Raw genomic sequence first — 16235 nt, forward strand, 5'->3', positions numbered from 1 at the left:
AGCACTGCAAAGTGCTGCCTGCGAGCGGAACACATGGATGCACCCGGCGCGATTATTCGCTGGAGAGCAGGTCCATGGTGTGTTTGTCCATCATTTCCAATGCACGGCCACCGCCGCGGGCTACGCAGGTCAGCGGGTCTTCGGCGACGATCACCGGCAGACCGGTTTCCTGGGCCAGCAGCTTGTCCAGGTCACGCAGCAGGGCGCCACCACCGGTCAGCACCAGACCGCGCTCGGCGATGTCCGAAGCCAGTTCCGGAGGCGATTGCTCCAGCGCGCTTTTCACGGCCTGAACGATGGTTGCCAGGGACTCTTGCAGAGCTTCCAGCACTTCATTGGAGTTCAGGGTGAATGCGCGTGGCACGCCTTCGGCCAGGTTACGGCCACGAACGTCGACTTCACGGACTTCGCCGCCCGGGTAGGCAGTACCGATTTCCTGCTTGATGCGCTCGGCGGTGGATTCGCCGATCAGGCTGCCGTAGTTGCGACGCACGTAGGTGATGATCGCTTCGTCGAAACGGTCGCCGCCGACACGCACGGATTCGGCGTACACCACACCGTTCAGGGAGATCAGGGCGATCTCGGTGGTACCGCCACCGATATCCACGACCATCGAACCGCGGGCTTCTTCGACCGGCAGGCCGGCACCGATCGCGGCCGCCATCGGCTCTTCGATCAGGAACACTTCACGGGCACCGGCACCGAGGGCCGATTCACGGATGGCGCGACGTTCAACCTGGGTGGACTTGCATGGAACGCAGATCAGCACACGAGGGCTGGGCTGCAGAAAACTGTTTTCGTGAACCTTGTTGATAAAGTATTGCAGCATCTTTTCGCAGACACTGAAGTCGGCGATCACGCCGTCCTTCATCGGACGAATGGCAGCAATGTTGCCCGGAGTACGACCGAGCATGCGCTTGGCTTCGGTACCGACAGCCACAACACTTTTCTGATTACCGTGGGTCCGAATGGCCACAACCGATGGTTCATTCAGGACAATACCGCGCTCGCGCACGTAAATAAGGGTGTTGGCAGTGCCCAGGTCAATGGAAAGATCGCTGGAAAACATGCCACGCAGTTTCTTGAACATGGGAAAGGGACCCTAGGCAACGCGTGGGTAAAAAAGTGCGGCAAACTCTAACAACGACAGGGATTTTGGGCAAGGCGCCAATATGTTAAATTGACTGCTTTTCTGTGCACCAACCCCCACAATCGCGGCCGTAAGACCGTAGAAATGCGGTAGTGTTCCGACAATCTAACACACGGACGAGATCCGTTCTGTTTTCCACTGGAGAATCCCATGGCGCTTGAACGCTCCGACGTGGAAAAAATCGCTCATCTGGCCAGCCTTGGCCTCAATGAAGCCGATCTTCCACACATCACCTCCGACCTGAACAGCATTCTCGGGCTGGTGGATGCAATGCAGGCAGTCGATACCGACGGTATCGAGCCCCTGGCCCACCCGCTGGAAGCCAGCCAGCGCCTGCGCGCAGACGTTGTGACCGAGTCCAATCATCGCGAGGCCTATCAGTCCATCGCACCAGCGGTCGAAAACGGCCTGTACCTGGTTCCGAAAGTCATCGACTAAAGGGAAAGAGCCTGCAATGCATCATATGACTCTGGCTGAGATCGCCCGCGGACTCGCCGACAAGAAGTTTTCCTCCGAAGAGCTGACCAAGACCCTGCTGGCGCGCATCACCCAGCTCGACCCGCAGCTCAACAGCTTCATCAGCCTCACCGAAGATCTCGCGCTGCAGCAGGCCAAGGCCGCTGACGCCCGTCGCGCGAACGGTGAGAGCGGCGCCCTGCTCGGCGCGCCGATCGCCCACAAGGACCTGTTCTGCACCCAGGGCATCCGCACCAGCTGCGGCTCGAAGATGCTCGACAATTTCAAGGCGCCCTACGACGCCACCGTGGTCGCCAAGCTGGCCGCTGCCGGGACCGTGACCCTGGGTAAGACCAACATGGACGAATTCGCCATGGGCTCGGGCAACGAGACCAGCTATTACGGCGCGGCGAAAAACCCGTGGAACCTGGAACGCGTTCCGGGCGGCTCGTCCGGCGGTTCGGCCGCCGCGGTGGCCGCGCGCCTGCTGCCTGCCGCCACCGGCACCGACACCGGCGGCTCGATTCGCCAGCCGGCGGCGCTGACCAACCTCACCGGCCTGAAGCCGACCTACGGTCGCGTTTCGCGCTGGGGCATGATCGCCTACGCCTCCAGTCTCGATCAGGGCGGCCCACTGGCACGCACCGCCGAAGACTGCGCGATCCTGCTGCAAGGCATGGCCGGCTTCGACCCGCAGGACTCCACCAGCATCGACGAACCGGTACCGGACTACAGCGCCAGCCTCAACGGCTCGCTGCAGGGCCTGCGCATCGGCGTACCCAAGGAATACTTCAGCGCCGGCCTCGACCCGCGCATCGCCGAGCTGATCCACAACAGCGTCAAGGAGCTGGAAAAGCTTGGCGCCGTGATCAAGGAAATCAGCCTGCCGAACATGCAGCACGCCATCCCGGCGTACTACGTGATCGCTCCGGCGGAAGCCTCCTCCAACCTGTCGCGCTTCGACGGCGTGCGGTTCGGCTATCGCTGCGAAGATCCGAAGAACCTCACCGACCTGTACAAGCGTTCCCGTGGCGAAGGTTTCGGCAGCGAGGTGCAGCGCCGGATCATGGTCGGTGCCTACGCCCTGTCGGCCGGTTACTACGACGCCTACTACCTAAAGGCGCAGAAGATCCGTCGCCTGATCAAGAACGACTTCATGGCTGCCTTTAATGAAGTCGACATCATCCTTGGCCCGACCACGCCGAACCCGGCCTGGAAAATCGGCGACAAGAGCAGCGACCCGGTCGCTGCGTATCTGGAAGACGTTTACACCATCACCGCCAACCTCGCGGGTCTGCCGGGCTTGTCCATGCCCGCCGGCTTCGTCGACGGCTTGCCGGTCGGCGTGCAACTGCTCGCCCCGTATTTCCAGGAAGGCCGTCTGTTGAACGTTGCCCACCAGTATCAGCTGAACACTGACTGGCACACCCGCACACCAACCGGCTTCTGAGGAGAAACACATGCAATGGGAAGTCGTGATCGGGCTGGAGATTCACACCCAGCTCACCACCAAATCGAAGATTTTCTCCGGTAGCTCCACCGCCTTCGGCGCCGAGCCCAACACCCAGGCCAGCCTGGTAGACCTGGGCATGCCCGGCGTACTGCCGGTGCTGAACCAGGAAGCGGTGCGCATGGCGGTCATGTTCGGCCTGGCCATCGACGCCGAGATCGGCCAGCACAACGTGTTCGCCCGCAAGAACTACTTCTACCCCGACCTGCCCAAGGGCTACCAGATCAGCCAGATGGAACTGCCGATCGTTGGCAAGGGCCACCTGGACATCCCGCTGGAAGACGGCACGGTCAAACGTGTCGGCATCACCCGCGCGCACCTGGAAGAAGACGCCGGCAAGAGCCTGCACGAAGAGTTCAGCGGCGCCAGCGGCATCGACCTGAACCGCGCCGGCACCCCGCTGCTGGAAATCGTTTCCGAGCCGGACATGCGCAGCGCCAAGGAAGCCGTGGCCTACGTCAAGTCGATCCACGCCCTGGTGCGTTACCTGGGGATCTGCGACGGCAATATGGCCGAAGGCTCCCTGCGTTGCGACTGCAACGTCTCGGTACGCCCGAAAGGCCAGGCCGAGTTCGGCACTCGCTGCGAGATCAAGAACGTCAACTCGTTCCGCTTCATCGAGAAAGCCATCAACTCGGAAGTCCAGCGCCAGATCGAACTGATCGAGGACGGCGGCAAGGTCATCCAGCAGACTCGCCTGTACGACCCGAACAAGGACGAGACCCGTCCGATGCGCAGCAAGGAAGAAGCCAACGACTACCGTTACTTCCCCGACCCGGACCTGCTGCCAGTGGTCATCGAGGACTCGTTCCTCGACCAGGTACGCGCCACCCTGCCGGAACTGCCACCGCAGAAACGCGAGCGCTTCCAGGAGCAGTTCGGCCTCTCGGTCTACGACGCCAGCGTGCTGGCTTCGAGCCGCGAGCAGGCGGACTACTTCGAGCAGGTGGTGAAGATCGCCGGTGACGCCAAGCTGGCGGCCAACTGGGTCATGGTCGAGCTGGGCAGCCTGCTGAACAAGCAGGGCCTGGAAATCGACGAGGCACCAGTCTCGGCCGAGCAACTGGGCGGCATGCTGCTGCGCATCAAGGACAACACCATCTCCGGCAAGATCGCCAAGACCGTGTTCGAAGCCATGGCCAATGGCGAAGGCCAGGCCGACGAGATCATCGACAAGCGCGGCCTCAAGCAGGTCACTGATACCGGCGCCATCTCCGCCGTGCTGGACGAAATGCTGGCGGCCAACGCCGAGCAGGTCGAACAGTATCGCGCCGCCGATGAAGCCAAGCGCGGCAAGATGTTCGGCTTCTTCGTCGGCCAGGCGATGAAGGCTTCCAAAGGCAAGGCCAACCCGCAACAGGTCAACGAACTGCTGAAAAGCAAACTCGAAGGCTGATAGCGGCGTGGATGGCGGGCATTCGATAGTGCGCCGCCCTGTGCAGGAGCGAACTTGCTGGCGATACGTTGTCTCAAACACAACGCTATCGCGAGCAAGTCCGCTCCTGCATTCGCATTTAGGGCTCCCTTTTATGAAGTCGCTACTGGCTGCCTGCTCCCTGCTCTTTCTCCTGGCCGGCTGCGCCAGCCATGTCATCGACCCGCGGGGTTACGACAAGACCGGCGTCGCCTCCTATTACGGCGCCAAACACCACGGCAAACGCACCGCCAGCGGCGAACCCTTCAACCAGCACGGCATGACCGCCGCGCACCGCGAGCTGCCGTTCGGCACCCGCGTCAAGGTCACCAACCTCAATAACGACAAGAGCGTCGTGGTCCGGATCAACGACCGTGGCCCGCATACCCGCGGCCGCCTGATCGATTTGTCGCGTGCCGCCGCGCAACAGTTGGGTATGATCAGAAGCGGCACCGCCAAGGTGCGCGTGCAAGCCATCAGAGACTGACCCACGGAGCCCTGATCATTTTCGGATTAACCGATTTACCGCTGCTCAGCGTCCTCCAGTTGTTCAGTGGCCTGGTCCTGCTGGTCGCCGGCGCCGAATTGCTGGTACGCGGCGCGGTCCGCCTCGCCGCCCGCCTGCGTGTACGAGCGCTGATCATCGGCCTGAGCATCGTCGCCTTCGGCAGCAGCGCCCCGCAGATGGCCGTCAGCCTGCAAGCCACCCTGGCTGAAAACACCGACATCGCCGTCGGCAGCGTGATCGGCAGCGGCATCTTCAACATCCTGGTAACCCTCGGCCTGTCCGCCCTGATCATCCCGCTGCGGGTGTCCCGCCAGCTGGTGCGGCTGGACATTCCGTTGATGATCCTCGCCAGCCTGCAGGTGTTCGCCCTGGCCTACAACGAAGAACTGACGCCCCTCGACGGACTGATCCTGCTGGCCACCCTGGTCCTCTACCTGGGGTTGTTGCTGCGCCAGTCGCGGCACTCGGCGCGCCCGCAGTCCCAGCAAGCCCCCGACGCGCCCCGCCCGCACTGGCTGAGCAGCCTGTCGTGGATGATCGGCGGCCTGCTCCTGCTGGTGTTCGCCGGCCACCTGTTGGTCGAAGCAGCGGTGGAAGTCGCCACCGACCTGGGGCTGTCCGAGCGCATCATCGGCCTGACCATAGTTGCCGTCGGCACCTCCCTGCCGGCCCTGGCCACCTCGCTGATCGCCGCCTTGCGTGGCCAACGCGACATTGCCGTGGGCAACGTCATCGGCAGTAACCTGTTCAACCTGCTGGGAGTCCTGGGTTTCACCGCCCTGGTGGCGCCCACGCCCCTGTCGGTATCGCCCAACGCCGTGGACTTCGACCTGCCGGTGATGCTCGGCGTCGCCGTGTTGTGCCTGCCGGTGTTCTATTCGGGTTATCGGGTCACCCGCGCCGAAGGCCTGCTGTTTCTCGGCCTGTACCTGGCCTATGGGCTGCACGTGGTGTCCTTCACCACCGGCATGCCGCTGGCCGGCAAGCTGGAAGACTTGATGCTGTTTTTCGTCCTGCCAGTGCTGGTGGCGTTCCTGCTGTTCAGTTCGCTGCGGGCCTGGCGCCGCCAACATAAAAAAGGGGAAGCGCAATGAGCGAGAATAAAAAGCAGGGCGTGGAGATGCGCCGCCAGGTGATGGGTGATGCCTTCGTCGATCGCGCCCTGGGCAACGCCACCGAGTTCAGCCAGCCGCTGCAGGACTTCGTCAACGAACATGCCTGGGGCAGCGTCTGGAACCGCGAAGGCCTGCCGCTGAAAACCCGCAGCCTGATCACCCTCGCCGCCCTGACCGCGCTCAAGTGCCCGCAGGAACTCAAGGGACATGTCCGTGGTGCCCTGAATAACGGCTGCACGGTGGAAGAGATTCGCGAGGCGCTGCTGCATTGCGCGGTGTATGCCGGCGTACCGGCGGCGATCGACGCGTTCCGCGCCGCCCAGGAAGTGATCGATACCTACCAGAAACCCGAGTGATCCGTAGGAGCGAGGCTTGCCCGCGATGGCGGTCTGCCTGATACACCGCTATCGCGGGCAAGCCTCGCTCCTACAGAAGAGGGCTAGATCCACCCGCCCCACTGCAGCAGGAAGATCCCGATATTGGTGGTCACCGCCGCCATCAGCGTGGTGATGACGATGATCGCTGCCGCCAGTTCATGATTGCCATTGGCCGCCCGGGCCATGACAAAGCTCGCCGCCGCGGTCGGGCTGCCGAAATACAGGAACAGAATCCCCAGCTCCGCCCCGCGGAATCCGCAAAGCCAGGCCCCCAGGGTGGCGAGGACCGGCAGACCAACCATTTTCACCAGGCTCGAACTCAGGGCCAGGTCGCCGCTCGCGCGCAGCGCCGCCAGGGACAGGGTGCCGCCGATACAGATCAATGCCAGCGGCAGGGTCATCTGTGCCAGGTACTGGCCGGACGTTTCCAGCCAGGTCGGCAGGCCGATCTGGAAAACCGCGAAAGGCGTGGCCGCCAGGACGCTGATGATCAAGGGATTGCTGACCACGCTTTTGCAGATGCTCCACGGATCGGACTTGATCACCGGGCTGTACACCGCCAGGACGATGGTCGACAGGGTGTTGTAGAACAGGATCACCAGCGCCGCGAGAATCGCCCCGAGGGAAATCCCGTAGTCGCCATACATGCTGGCCGCGAGCGCCAGGCCGATGACTCCGTTATTGCCGCGAAACGCGCCCTGGGTGTAGATGCCCCGATCCTCCCGCGGGCAGCGCCAGATCGCCCAGACCCAGGCGAAGGCAAAGCTGGCCAGGGTGGCCACGGCGAAATAGATCAGCAACCCGGGCTTGAGCGCCGAATGCAGGTCGGCATGGAGGATGCCGAGAAACAGCAGCGCCGGCATGGTGACGTTGAACACCAGGGCCGACGCCGTGTGGATAAAACCGTCGTCGATCCAGCCGATGCGCTTGAGCAGCACACCAAGAAACAACATGGCAAATACCGGCGCGGTGATGTTCAGCGTTTCGAGAAAAATGGCCAGCATGCCGGGTCAACCTTGAGCCTGTCGTTAGGCGGCTAATGATAAGCCAGCCGGCACTCTTAAGCCCGATGGATTTGCCCGGAAAGCAGATCCATCGGGCCACAGGAGTTCGACATTATGAAACGCCACGCCCGCGTTGCGGTCGATCGCAGCCTGCGGCAGCGGCTACCGGTCAGGTAATCGGCGCCGGATTGAACAAGGTGATGTCGTTGTGCAGCTTGTGCCGTTCGGCCCAGGTCTGCTGCTTGCCGCTGGCCACGTCCAGGTAGAAGTGGAACAGCTCCCAGCCCAGCTCTTCGATGCTCGCCCGCCCGGTGGCGATGCGCCCGGCGTCGATGTCGATCAGGTCCGGCCAGCGCTGGGCCAGTTCGGAACGGGTCGAGACCTTGACCACCGGGGCCATCGCCAGCCCGTAAGGCGTGCCACGCCCGGTGGTGAACACATGCAGGTTCATCCCCGCCGCCAGCTGCAAGGTCCCGCAGACAAAGTCGCTGGCCGGCGTCGCACAGAAGATCAGGCCTTTGCGGGTAAAGCGCTCGCCCGGCCCCAGCACGCCATTGATCGCGCTGCTGCCGGACTTGACGATGGACCCCAGGGACTTCTCGACAATGTTCGACAACCCGCCCTTCTTGTTGCCCGGCGTGGTATTGGCGCTGCGGTCGGCCTCGCCCTTGGCCAGGTAACGGTCGTACCAATCCATCTCACGCACCAGCTCCCGGGCCACCTCTGCGGATTCGGCACGGGAGGTCAGCAGATAGATCGCATCGCGCACCTCGGTGACTTCGGAAAACATCACGGTCGCGCCGGCCCGCAACAGCAGGTCCGAGGCATACCCCAGCGCCGGGTTGGCAGTGATCCCGGAAAAGGCATCGCTGCCGCCGCATTGCATGCCGAGGACCAGCTCCGAGGCCGGCACGGTTTCCCGGCGCCGCTGATCGAGCTTCTGCAAACGCACCTCGGCCAGCTCCATGATCTGCTCGATCATCTCGGTAAAACCCTGGCTGGAGTCCTGCAGGCGGTACAACCAGGGCTCGCTGAGGTCCACCGACCTGTCGCCTTCGTGCATCACCTGCCCGGCCTGCAACTTCTCGCAGCCCAGGCTGATCACCAGGGCCTCGCCCCCCAGGTTCGGGTTGCGCGCCAGGTTGCGCACAGTGCGGATCGGGATATAGGCATCGGTGGCGGTGATCGCCACGCCACAACCATAGCTGTGGGTCAGCGCCACCACATCGTCGACGTGGGGATACTTGGGTAGCAGTTCGTCCTTGATCCGCTTGACCGCATGATCGAGTACCCCGGTCACGCATTGCACAGTGGTGGTGATGCCCAGGATGTTGCGCGTACCGACCGTACCGTCGGCATTGCGATAGCCCTCGAAGGTGAAACCTTCCAGGGGCGCCTGGGTGGCCGGCACCTCGGTGGACAGCGGCAGGCTGTCCAGCGGCGGCGCGCTGGGCATGCGCAACTGCTCCTCCCTGACCCAACTGCCGCGGGCGATCGGCTGCAAGGCATAACCTATGGTCTGGCCGTAACGAACCACCGGGCCGCCTTCGGCGATCTCCTCCAGCGCCACCTTGTGGCTCTGGGGTACGAAGTCCAGGGTCACCAGGCCGTCGGCGAACGCGGTGCCCGCCGGCACGCCCTGGTCATTCACCACAACCACCACGTTGTCCCGTTCGTGCAAGCGGATGTAGCGTGGCGAATCAGAATGTTCAATCAACTGCATGACGCCGCCCCTTCAGGAATGCGCTTGGGAAAGTTGGCTCAGCTCGGGGCCATTGCTCGGTGGCTCCTTGAGCACCACGCGCTTGATCGGACCGACGATCACCAGGTAGCTGAACACCGCCAGCAGCGCGTTGCAGCCGACGAACACCAGCGCCCATTTGAACGAGCCGGTGGAGCTGATGATGTAGCCAATGACGATCGGCGTAGTGATCGACGCCAGGTTGCCGAAGGTGTTGAACAGGCCGCCGCTCAAGCCGGCGATCTGCTTCGGCGAGGTATCGGACACCACCGCCCAGCCGAGCGCGCCCACGCCTTTGCCGAAGAACGCCAGGGCCATGAAGCCCACCACCATCCATTCGATCTCCACATAGTTGCAGGCCACGATGCTGCTGGAGACCAGCAGGCCGGCAATGATCGGCGCCTTGCGGGCGAAGGTCAGGGAATGCCCCTTGCGCAGCAGGTAGTCGGAAATCACCCCGCCGAGCACCCCACCGATAAAGCCGCAGATGGCCGGCAAGGACGCGATGAAACCGGCCTTGAGAATGGTCATGCCACGCTCCTGCACCAGGTACACCGGGAACCAGGTCAGGAAGAAGTAAGTGATGCCGTTGATGCAGTACTGGCCCAGGTATACGCCGAGCATCATGCGATTGGTCAGCAACTGGCGCAGGTAGTCCCATTTCGGGCCATCGCTGCGTTTGCCTTTGCCGTCCTGGTCCATGTCGACCATGCCGCCGTTGTCGGCGATGTGCTTGAACTCGGCCTCGTTGATCAGCGGATGCTGGCGCGGGCTGTAGATCACCTTGAGCCAGACCAGCGAGAAGACGATGCCGATCACGCCCATCACGATGAACACGTGCTGCCAGCCGAAGCGATAGACGATCCAGCCCATCAGCGGCGCGAACAGCACCGTGGCGAAATACTGCGCCGAGTTGAAGATCGCCGAAGCCGTGCCGCGCTCGGCGGTGGGGAACCAGGCCGCGACAATCCGCGCATTGCCGGGGAAGGACGGCGCCTCGGCCAGCCCCACCAGGAACCGCAGCATGAACAGCGCCACCACCGCGGTGGAGACGCCGAACTCACCGACATAACCCTGCAGCACGGTGAACAGCGACCAGGTGAAGATGCTCAGGGCATAGATTTTTTTCGAGCCGAAGCGGTCGAGCAACCAGCCGCCGGGGATCTGTCCCGCCACATAGGCCCAGCCGAATGCGGAGAAGATATAACCGAGGGTGACGGCGTCGATACCGAGGTCTTTTTGCAGGCTGGAGCCCGCGATGGCGATGGTGGCGCGGTCGGCATAGTTGATCGTGGTCACCAGGAACAGCATGAACAGGATCAGATAGCGGACGCGAGTCGGCTTGGTCGCTTGCATATGGATGTACTCCCACTAGTTATTTTTATGCGGGTAAACAGGCGTTTCATCGCCCCCGCCGGGCCTCAGGCAAAGGCCGGCGGGGGGTACAGCGGGACTTAGGATCCGATGTAGGAAGTCTTCACCTGGGTGTAGAACTCCTGCGCGTAGCGACCTTGCTCGCGGGAGCCATAGGATGAGCCTTTGCGACCACCAAAAGGTACGTGGTAATCGACGCCGGCCGTCGGCAGGTTGACCATGACCATCCCGGCCTGGGAATGGCGCTTGAAGTGGTTGGCGTATTTCAGCGACGTGGTGGCGATGCCCGCCGACAGGCCGAACTCGGTGTCGTTGGCCATGGCCAGCGCCGCCTCATAGTCGGCCACGCGCACCACGTTGGCCACCGGACCGAAGATCTCTTCGCGGCTGATGCGCATCGAGGCCTGGCTGTCGGCGAACAGGGTCGGCGCCAGGAAATAACCCTCGGTATCGCAAGTCACCAGGCCGCCACCGCTGACCAGCCGCGCCCCTTCGGAGTGACCGATATCGATGTACTTCAGGTCCTGCTCGAGCTGCGCCAGGGACACTACCGGACCGATATCGGTACCGGCCTTCAGCGCATGGCCGACCTTGATCGAACCCATGCGTTCGGCCATCGCCTCGACGAACCGGTCGTGGATGCCCGCGGTGACGATCAGCCGGCTGGACGCGGTGCAGCGCTGCCCGGTGGAATAGAAGGCGCTCTGTACCGCCAGCTCCACCGCCTGCTTGAGGTCGGCATCGTCGAGGATGATCTGCGGGTTCTTGCCGCCCATCTCCAACTGCACCTTGGACTGGCGCGAGACGCAGTTGACAGCGATCTGCCGACCCACGCCCACGGAACCGGTGAAGCTGATGCCGTCGACCTTCGGACTGTTGACCAGGGCATCGCCCACCAGCCGGCCGCTGCCCATCACCAGGTTGAACACCCCGGCCGGGAAACCGGCACGGGAAATGATTTCCGCCAGGGCCCAGGCACAGCCCGGCACCAGCTCGGCGGGCTTGAGCACTACGCAGTTGCCGTAGGCCAGGGCCGGGGCGATCTTCCACGCCGGGATGGCGATCGGGAAGTTCCAGGGGGTGATCAGGCCGACCACACCCAGGGCTTCGCGGGTCACTTCGACGTTGACGCCCGGACGCACCGACGGCAGGTAATCCCCCGACAGACGCAGGCATTCGCCGGCAAAGAACTTGAAGATGTTGCCGGCGCGGGTTACCTCGCCGATGGCTTCAGGCAGGGTCTTGCCCTCCTCCCGTGCCAGCAACGTGCCGAGCTCTTCGCGGCGGGCGAGGATCTCGCTGCCGACCTTGTCCAGGGCATCGCTGCGCGCCTGGATACCGGAGGTCGACCAGGCCGGGAATGCATCGCGCGCCGCATCGATCGCGGCGTGCACCTGAGCCAGGTCGGCCTTGGCGTATTCGCCAATGACATCGGACAACTCGGACGGGTTGATATTGGTCGAGTAGTCGGCACCGGCAAGCCATTGGCCACCGATGTAGTTATCGAAGCGTTTTACCTCTGCCACGCGCCCTCTCCTTACACAAAAGCCTTACGCAAAAGGCCGCTGATCGCTCAGCGGCCCCGTGGATGGGTTACTGCGCGCCCTGGGCGTCGATCAACGCCGCCAGCGCTTCATATTCTTCCGGCAACAGGTCGGTCAGCGGCGCCCGCACCGGGCCTGCGTCATGGCCGACAATGCGGGCTCCGGCCTTGACGATGCTCACCGCGTAACCGGCCTTGCGGTTGCGGATATCCAGGTAAGGCAGGAAGAAGTCGTCGATGATCTTGCCGACGGTGGCGTGATCTTCCCGGGCAATGGCGTGGTAGAAATCCATCGCGGTTTTCGGGATGAAGTTGAACACCGCCGAGGAGTACACCGGCACGCCCAGGGCCTTGTAGGCCGCGGCGTAGACTTCGGCGGTCGGCAGGCCGCCCAGGTAGCTGAAGCGATCGCCGAGACGGCGGCGGATCGACACCATCAGCTCGATATCGCCCAGGCCGTCCTTGTAGCCGATCAGGTTCGGGCAGCGCTCGGCCAGGCGCTCCAGCAGCGGCGCGGTCAGGCGGCAGACGTTGCGGTTGTAGACCACCACACCGATCTTCACCGATTTGCACACCGCTTCCACATGAGCGGCGACCCCGTCCTGACTGGCCTCGGTCAGGTAGTGCGGCAACAGCAACAGGCCCTTGGCGCCCAGGCGCTCGGCCTCCTGGGCGTATTCGATGGCCTGGCGGGTCGAACCGCCGACGCCGGCCAGGATCGGCACGCTGGAGGCGCAGGTGTCGACCGCGGTCTTGATGATTTCCGAATATTCGCTGGCGGCCAGGGAGAAGAACTCACCGGTGCCGCCTGCCGCGAACAGCGCCGAGGCACCGTATGGGGCCAGCCATTCCAGGCGCTTGATGTAGCCCGCGCGATGGAAATCGCCCTGGGCATTGAAATCGGTCACCGGGAAAGACAGCAGCCCGGAGGAGAGGATGGACTTCAGTTCTTGTGGATTCATTATTCGAACACCCTGGACGCACGTTGTGATGAAAAACACCTCAGCCCTGGCTGAAGTTGTAAGTCATCGTACAACTTAAAAAACAATCGTCAACCGCAATTCGTCAGCCATTGCCCAAATGCGCCGCAAAAAATACCTGCTTGACGAGTCAGGATTTTGCTTTATGCTCGCAAACAACTGTATATGCATACAGTTAATTTTCTGAAATACCTACGACATATCAAGGAGCTAGAAATGTCAGGTCTACACACTCAGCAGCGGGAACAGCTGCAGCACAAAAGCCAGATCGTTGCCGATCTGGACAGCCTTTTCAGCGAACGCGGCATTGCCATTTCCGGTGACGGCGACCATCTGGTGCTGATCGCCGACGGTCATCACACCATCAAGTACCACAAACCCGGGATCCTCCCCGCGGCACCGGGCAAAAACCTCAAGGCCCTGCCCCAGCTGCGTTTCGAGGGTGGCGAGCACACCGCCATCGGCGACGCCACCCTGTTGCGTTTCGTCAAGGACGCCCCCGGCGTTCCGGCCTGGCAGGTCGAATTGCACCTGCCCAACGGCCTGGCCCTGACCTATGGCCAGGTGGTGGCGCTGGGTGGCGATTTTTATGGCATCCCCGACCAGCCGATCTGCGAAGGTGCGACGCCGGAGGATCGTTTGCAGCGCTTTACCGCCGCGTTCAACTCCCTCGCCGTGTTGCCGGCGGCCAAGGACGAAGCGAAACAGATTCTCGCGGTGATGCAGAAGGAAATCGCCGCCGCCAACCAGGCACTCAAGGACGGCCGGCAACCCCACGAGGCTTATGACGCCCTGGGAGATACGTTGTCCGAAGAGTGGAACAAGATCACCGGCGGCGGCAGTTTCGCCTCGGCGCTGTTCCCCCTGGGTCGCTACCTGAAACTGGCGGCCAACAATGCCGACCATTTCGGTGAGTGGGCACTGCTGGCCTATGTCGCCGGGCACACCGCCGCCCTGCAGCAGGCGGTGCTGGCGCACAAGAACGCCGACGAGAAGCAGCTGGAACTGGCCTATGCCATGAACGCCTTCGCCGATCACTTCCTCACCGACCTGTTCTCCGCCGGCCATGTGCGGGTGCCGCGCAAGCAAGTGGCGGCGGTAGTCACGCCGAGCGATCTCGGCTCGCTGATCACCCGCTTCATGCACGACGAAGACAGCAAGTTCGGCCTCAACGTCAGCAACGCCCAGGGCAACCGCTGGCATGCCTATGGCGACAAGCGTTATTTCGACACCATCGACAGCAACAACCGCAAGCAGGTCAAGCTGGCGGTGCAGCGCTCGGCGGACGAAATCTTCGAAAGCTACCTCAGCGGATCGGCCCCGACGCCCGGCAACTTCACGGCGCTGAAGCTGCTGCCGGACCTGAACGCAGCCAAGAGCGGCAATTTTTCACCGCTGTTCGTGATGCAAGGCGACAAGGTGCTGCGCCGCAGCGACGTGAACAACCTGAACGACACCAAGACCATCGACAACTGGTGGGGCTGGAGCACTTACCTGCTGCTCAAGGACTACAAGCCCAACAAGCCGGCGGGCTACCTGGAAGCACCGACGCTTGCCCCGAGCATCCAGGCCAATGGCTGGCAGAGCCAGGTACCCAGCGAACCCAACTGGCTGCCAGGCAATGCCGTGCGTTATGCCTTCAGCTACACCAACGGGGTGAACGAGTCGTACATCGGCCCCTGGTCCGCCTACGCCGAGCTGAGCGAACGCTTCCAGCCAACCCTGAATGTGCCGGTGGATACCAGCAGCAACTCCAGCGGGCGCAACATTTTCCGCCAGTTCCGCGGCGGCTCGCCGGAGCTGATCGCCTCGATCGACAAGACCGCCACCACCTACATCGACCGCAATGCCTGATAAGGACATCGACATGGCTATCAATCTGACTCTAGAACTGGCCTCGGGCCAATCCCTGCAGGGTGCGCCCCTGGAACTGCTGGTCAACGGCGCTCCCGTGGCGCGGGCAACCGTCGACAAGCAAGGGCGCGTGACCTTCGATGCCAAACCCGCAGCCGGGCAACTGGCCGTGAGGGTGGATCGCTCGATTCTCAAAGGCCGCTAAAAGCATCGCGAGCAAGCTTCGCTCCTACCGAAGCCAAGCAGTGTTTCTGTAGGAGCGAGCGGGCGGCGATCCGACTTGCCCGCGATAAAGGCTGCCCAAGCGATGATTTTCTTCCGGCAGAACAGCGGTAGCCATTTAGGACGCCGCTACGAATTCGATAGAAAGCCTGCTCGCGACAGCCCGATAACAGGCGCCAAACCTCCCGGGTCTGGCGCCTGTTGCGTTTACCCGCGCTGCGCCTCTGCCTCTTCGTGGGCATGGCGCAGCCGTTCGCGGCTGTTGGTCAGGTGCAGACGCATGGCCGCTCGGGCCGCGTCCGAATCCTGGCGGGCAATGGCTTCATAGATTTCTTCGTGTTCACGGCTCAGGCGGCTCATGTAGTGCTGCTGATCGTCGTGGGCCAGGCGCGCCGAATTCAGGCGGGTGCGCGGAATGATGCTGGTCCCCAGGTGGGTCATGATGTCGGTGAAATAGCGGTTGCCCGTGGCCAGGGCAATCTGCAGGTGGAACTGGAAATCCGAGGCCACCGCATCGCTGTCGTGGGCCGCGCTTTCGTTGAGGGCATCCAGCGCCGCGCGCATCGCCGCCAATTGCTCGGAGCTGCGCCGCTGCGCGGCCAACCCGGCCGACTCCACTTCCAGGCTGATGCGCAACTCCAGGATCGCCAGCACATCGCGCAAGGTCACCACGGTCGCCGGATCGATCCTGAAGCCGCTCGGGCTCGGCGTGTCGAGCACAAAGGTGCCAATGCCGTGGCGGGTTTCCACCTGGCCGGCGGCCTGCAACCGGGAAATGGCCTCGCGCACCACGGTGCGGCTGACGCCATGGGCCTCCATGATCGCCGACTCGGTGGGCAACTTGTCACCGCGCTTGAGCAGACCGTCGCGGATCTGCTCCGAGAGCACGGTCACCAGTTCCTGGGCGAGGCTACGGCGCTTGCGTGGAAGGCGGGGCGCCGTGTTCTGGTTGTCCATGGTGAAGATCTTTCTCCGAAAACTGATGAC

15 protein-coding genes are annotated in these 16235 nt (G+C 63.0%); 8 read left to right on the forward strand and 7 right to left on the reverse strand.

All coding sequences use genetic code 11. The annotated features are described in order from the left end of the window. Positions 1-52: 52 nt before the first annotated feature. Complete coding sequence (mreB, locus tag J4D52_RS04870) at positions 53-1090, reverse strand: rod shape-determining protein MreB (RefSeq protein WP_002555108.1); 1038 nt, start codon at positions 1088-1090, stop codon at positions 53-55. A 210-nt stretch (positions 1091-1300) separates the two neighbouring features. On the opposite strand from mreB, the gene gatC reads away from it, so the two are divergent. The 6 genes from gatC to J4D52_RS04900 all read left to right on the forward strand — a co-directional run bounded on the left by gatC (position 1301) and on the right by J4D52_RS04900 (position 6509). After that, the gene (gene gatC, locus J4D52_RS04875; RefSeq protein WP_009042181.1) at positions 1301-1588 is read left to right on the forward strand and encodes an Asp-tRNA(Asn)/Glu-tRNA(Gln) amidotransferase subunit GatC; all 288 of its coding nucleotides are present in this window, start codon (positions 1301-1303) and stop codon (positions 1586-1588) included. 16 nt (positions 1589-1604) lie between these two features. Beyond that, positions 1605-3056 carry an Asp-tRNA(Asn)/Glu-tRNA(Gln) amidotransferase subunit GatA gene (gene gatA / locus J4D52_RS04880; RefSeq protein WP_063428366.1) on the forward strand — a complete coding sequence of 484 codons (1452 nt, stop codon included), beginning with the start codon at positions 1605-1607 and terminating at the stop codon, positions 3054-3056. 10 nt (positions 3057-3066) lie between these two features. Further along, a complete protein-coding gene (gene gatB / locus J4D52_RS04885; protein WP_025806413.1) occupies positions 3067-4512 on the forward strand; it encodes an Asp-tRNA(Asn)/Glu-tRNA(Gln) amidotransferase subunit GatB in 1446 nt (481 codons plus the stop codon). 133 nt (positions 4513-4645) lie between these two features. Next, on the forward strand, positions 4646-5017 hold the full coding sequence (locus J4D52_RS04890) for a septal ring lytic transglycosylase RlpA family protein (RefSeq protein ID WP_102676277.1): 372 nt from the start codon (positions 4646-4648) through the stop codon (positions 5015-5017). A gap of 41 nt (positions 5018-5058) precedes the next feature. Beyond that, a complete protein-coding gene (locus J4D52_RS04895) occupies positions 5059-6132 on the forward strand; it encodes a calcium/sodium antiporter (RefSeq protein ID WP_256581458.1) in 1074 nt (357 codons plus the stop codon). Further along, complete coding sequence (locus J4D52_RS04900; RefSeq protein WP_025806411.1) at positions 6129-6509, forward strand: carboxymuconolactone decarboxylase family protein; 381 nt, start codon at positions 6129-6131, stop codon at positions 6507-6509. The genes J4D52_RS04895 and J4D52_RS04900 overlap by 4 nt, the downstream gene beginning before the upstream one ends. Before the next feature lie 83 nt (positions 6510-6592). On the opposite strand, the gene J4D52_RS04905 is transcribed toward J4D52_RS04900, so the two are convergent. The 5 genes from J4D52_RS04905 to kdgD all read right to left on the reverse strand — a co-directional run bounded on the left by J4D52_RS04905 (position 6593) and on the right by kdgD (position 13154). Next, positions 6593-7534: an AEC family transporter gene (locus J4D52_RS04905; protein WP_102676275.1), complete on the reverse strand. Its 942-nt coding sequence runs from the start codon at positions 7532-7534 to the stop codon at positions 6593-6595. Positions 7535-7703: 169 nt separating this feature from the next. Continuing rightward, positions 7704-9257, reverse strand: a complete 1554-nt coding sequence (gene garD / locus J4D52_RS04910; RefSeq protein WP_102676274.1) for a galactarate dehydratase — start codon at positions 9255-9257, stop codon at positions 7704-7706. A gap of 12 nt (positions 9258-9269) precedes the next feature. Continuing rightward, positions 9270-10631: an MFS transporter gene (locus J4D52_RS04915; RefSeq protein ID WP_025806408.1), complete on the reverse strand. Its 1362-nt coding sequence runs from the start codon at positions 10629-10631 to the stop codon at positions 9270-9272. A gap of 98 nt (positions 10632-10729) precedes the next feature. Next, entirely contained in the window at positions 10730-12175 is a 1446-nt protein-coding gene (locus J4D52_RS04920; protein ID WP_102676273.1) for an aldehyde dehydrogenase family protein, read from the reverse strand. A gap of 67 nt (positions 12176-12242) precedes the next feature. Next, positions 12243-13154: a 5-dehydro-4-deoxyglucarate dehydratase gene (gene kdgD / locus J4D52_RS04925; RefSeq protein WP_025806406.1), complete on the reverse strand. Its 912-nt coding sequence runs from the start codon at positions 13152-13154 to the stop codon at positions 12243-12245. A gap of 234 nt (positions 13155-13388) precedes the next feature. Here kdgD and J4D52_RS04930 point away from each other — a divergent pair, with 234 nt between their 5' ends. Continuing rightward, complete coding sequence (locus J4D52_RS04930) at positions 13389-15026, forward strand: phospholipase (protein WP_102676272.1); 1638 nt, start codon at positions 13389-13391, stop codon at positions 15024-15026. 13 nt (positions 15027-15039) lie between these two features. After that, positions 15040-15231: a hypothetical protein gene (locus J4D52_RS04935; RefSeq protein WP_102676271.1), complete on the forward strand. Its 192-nt coding sequence runs from the start codon at positions 15040-15042 to the stop codon at positions 15229-15231. 224 nt (positions 15232-15455) lie between these two features. On the opposite strand, the gene J4D52_RS04940 is transcribed toward J4D52_RS04935, so the two are convergent. Continuing rightward, complete coding sequence (locus J4D52_RS04940; protein ID WP_025806403.1) at positions 15456-16205, reverse strand: FadR/GntR family transcriptional regulator; 750 nt, start codon at positions 16203-16205, stop codon at positions 15456-15458. Between the last annotated feature and the right edge of the window lie 30 nt (positions 16206-16235).

The organism is Pseudomonas sp. GW460-12-10-14-TSB1 (genome assembly GCF_017349775.1).
Taxonomy (GTDB): Bacteria; Pseudomonadota; Gammaproteobacteria; order Pseudomonadales; family Pseudomonadaceae; genus Aquipseudomonas; species Aquipseudomonas piscium.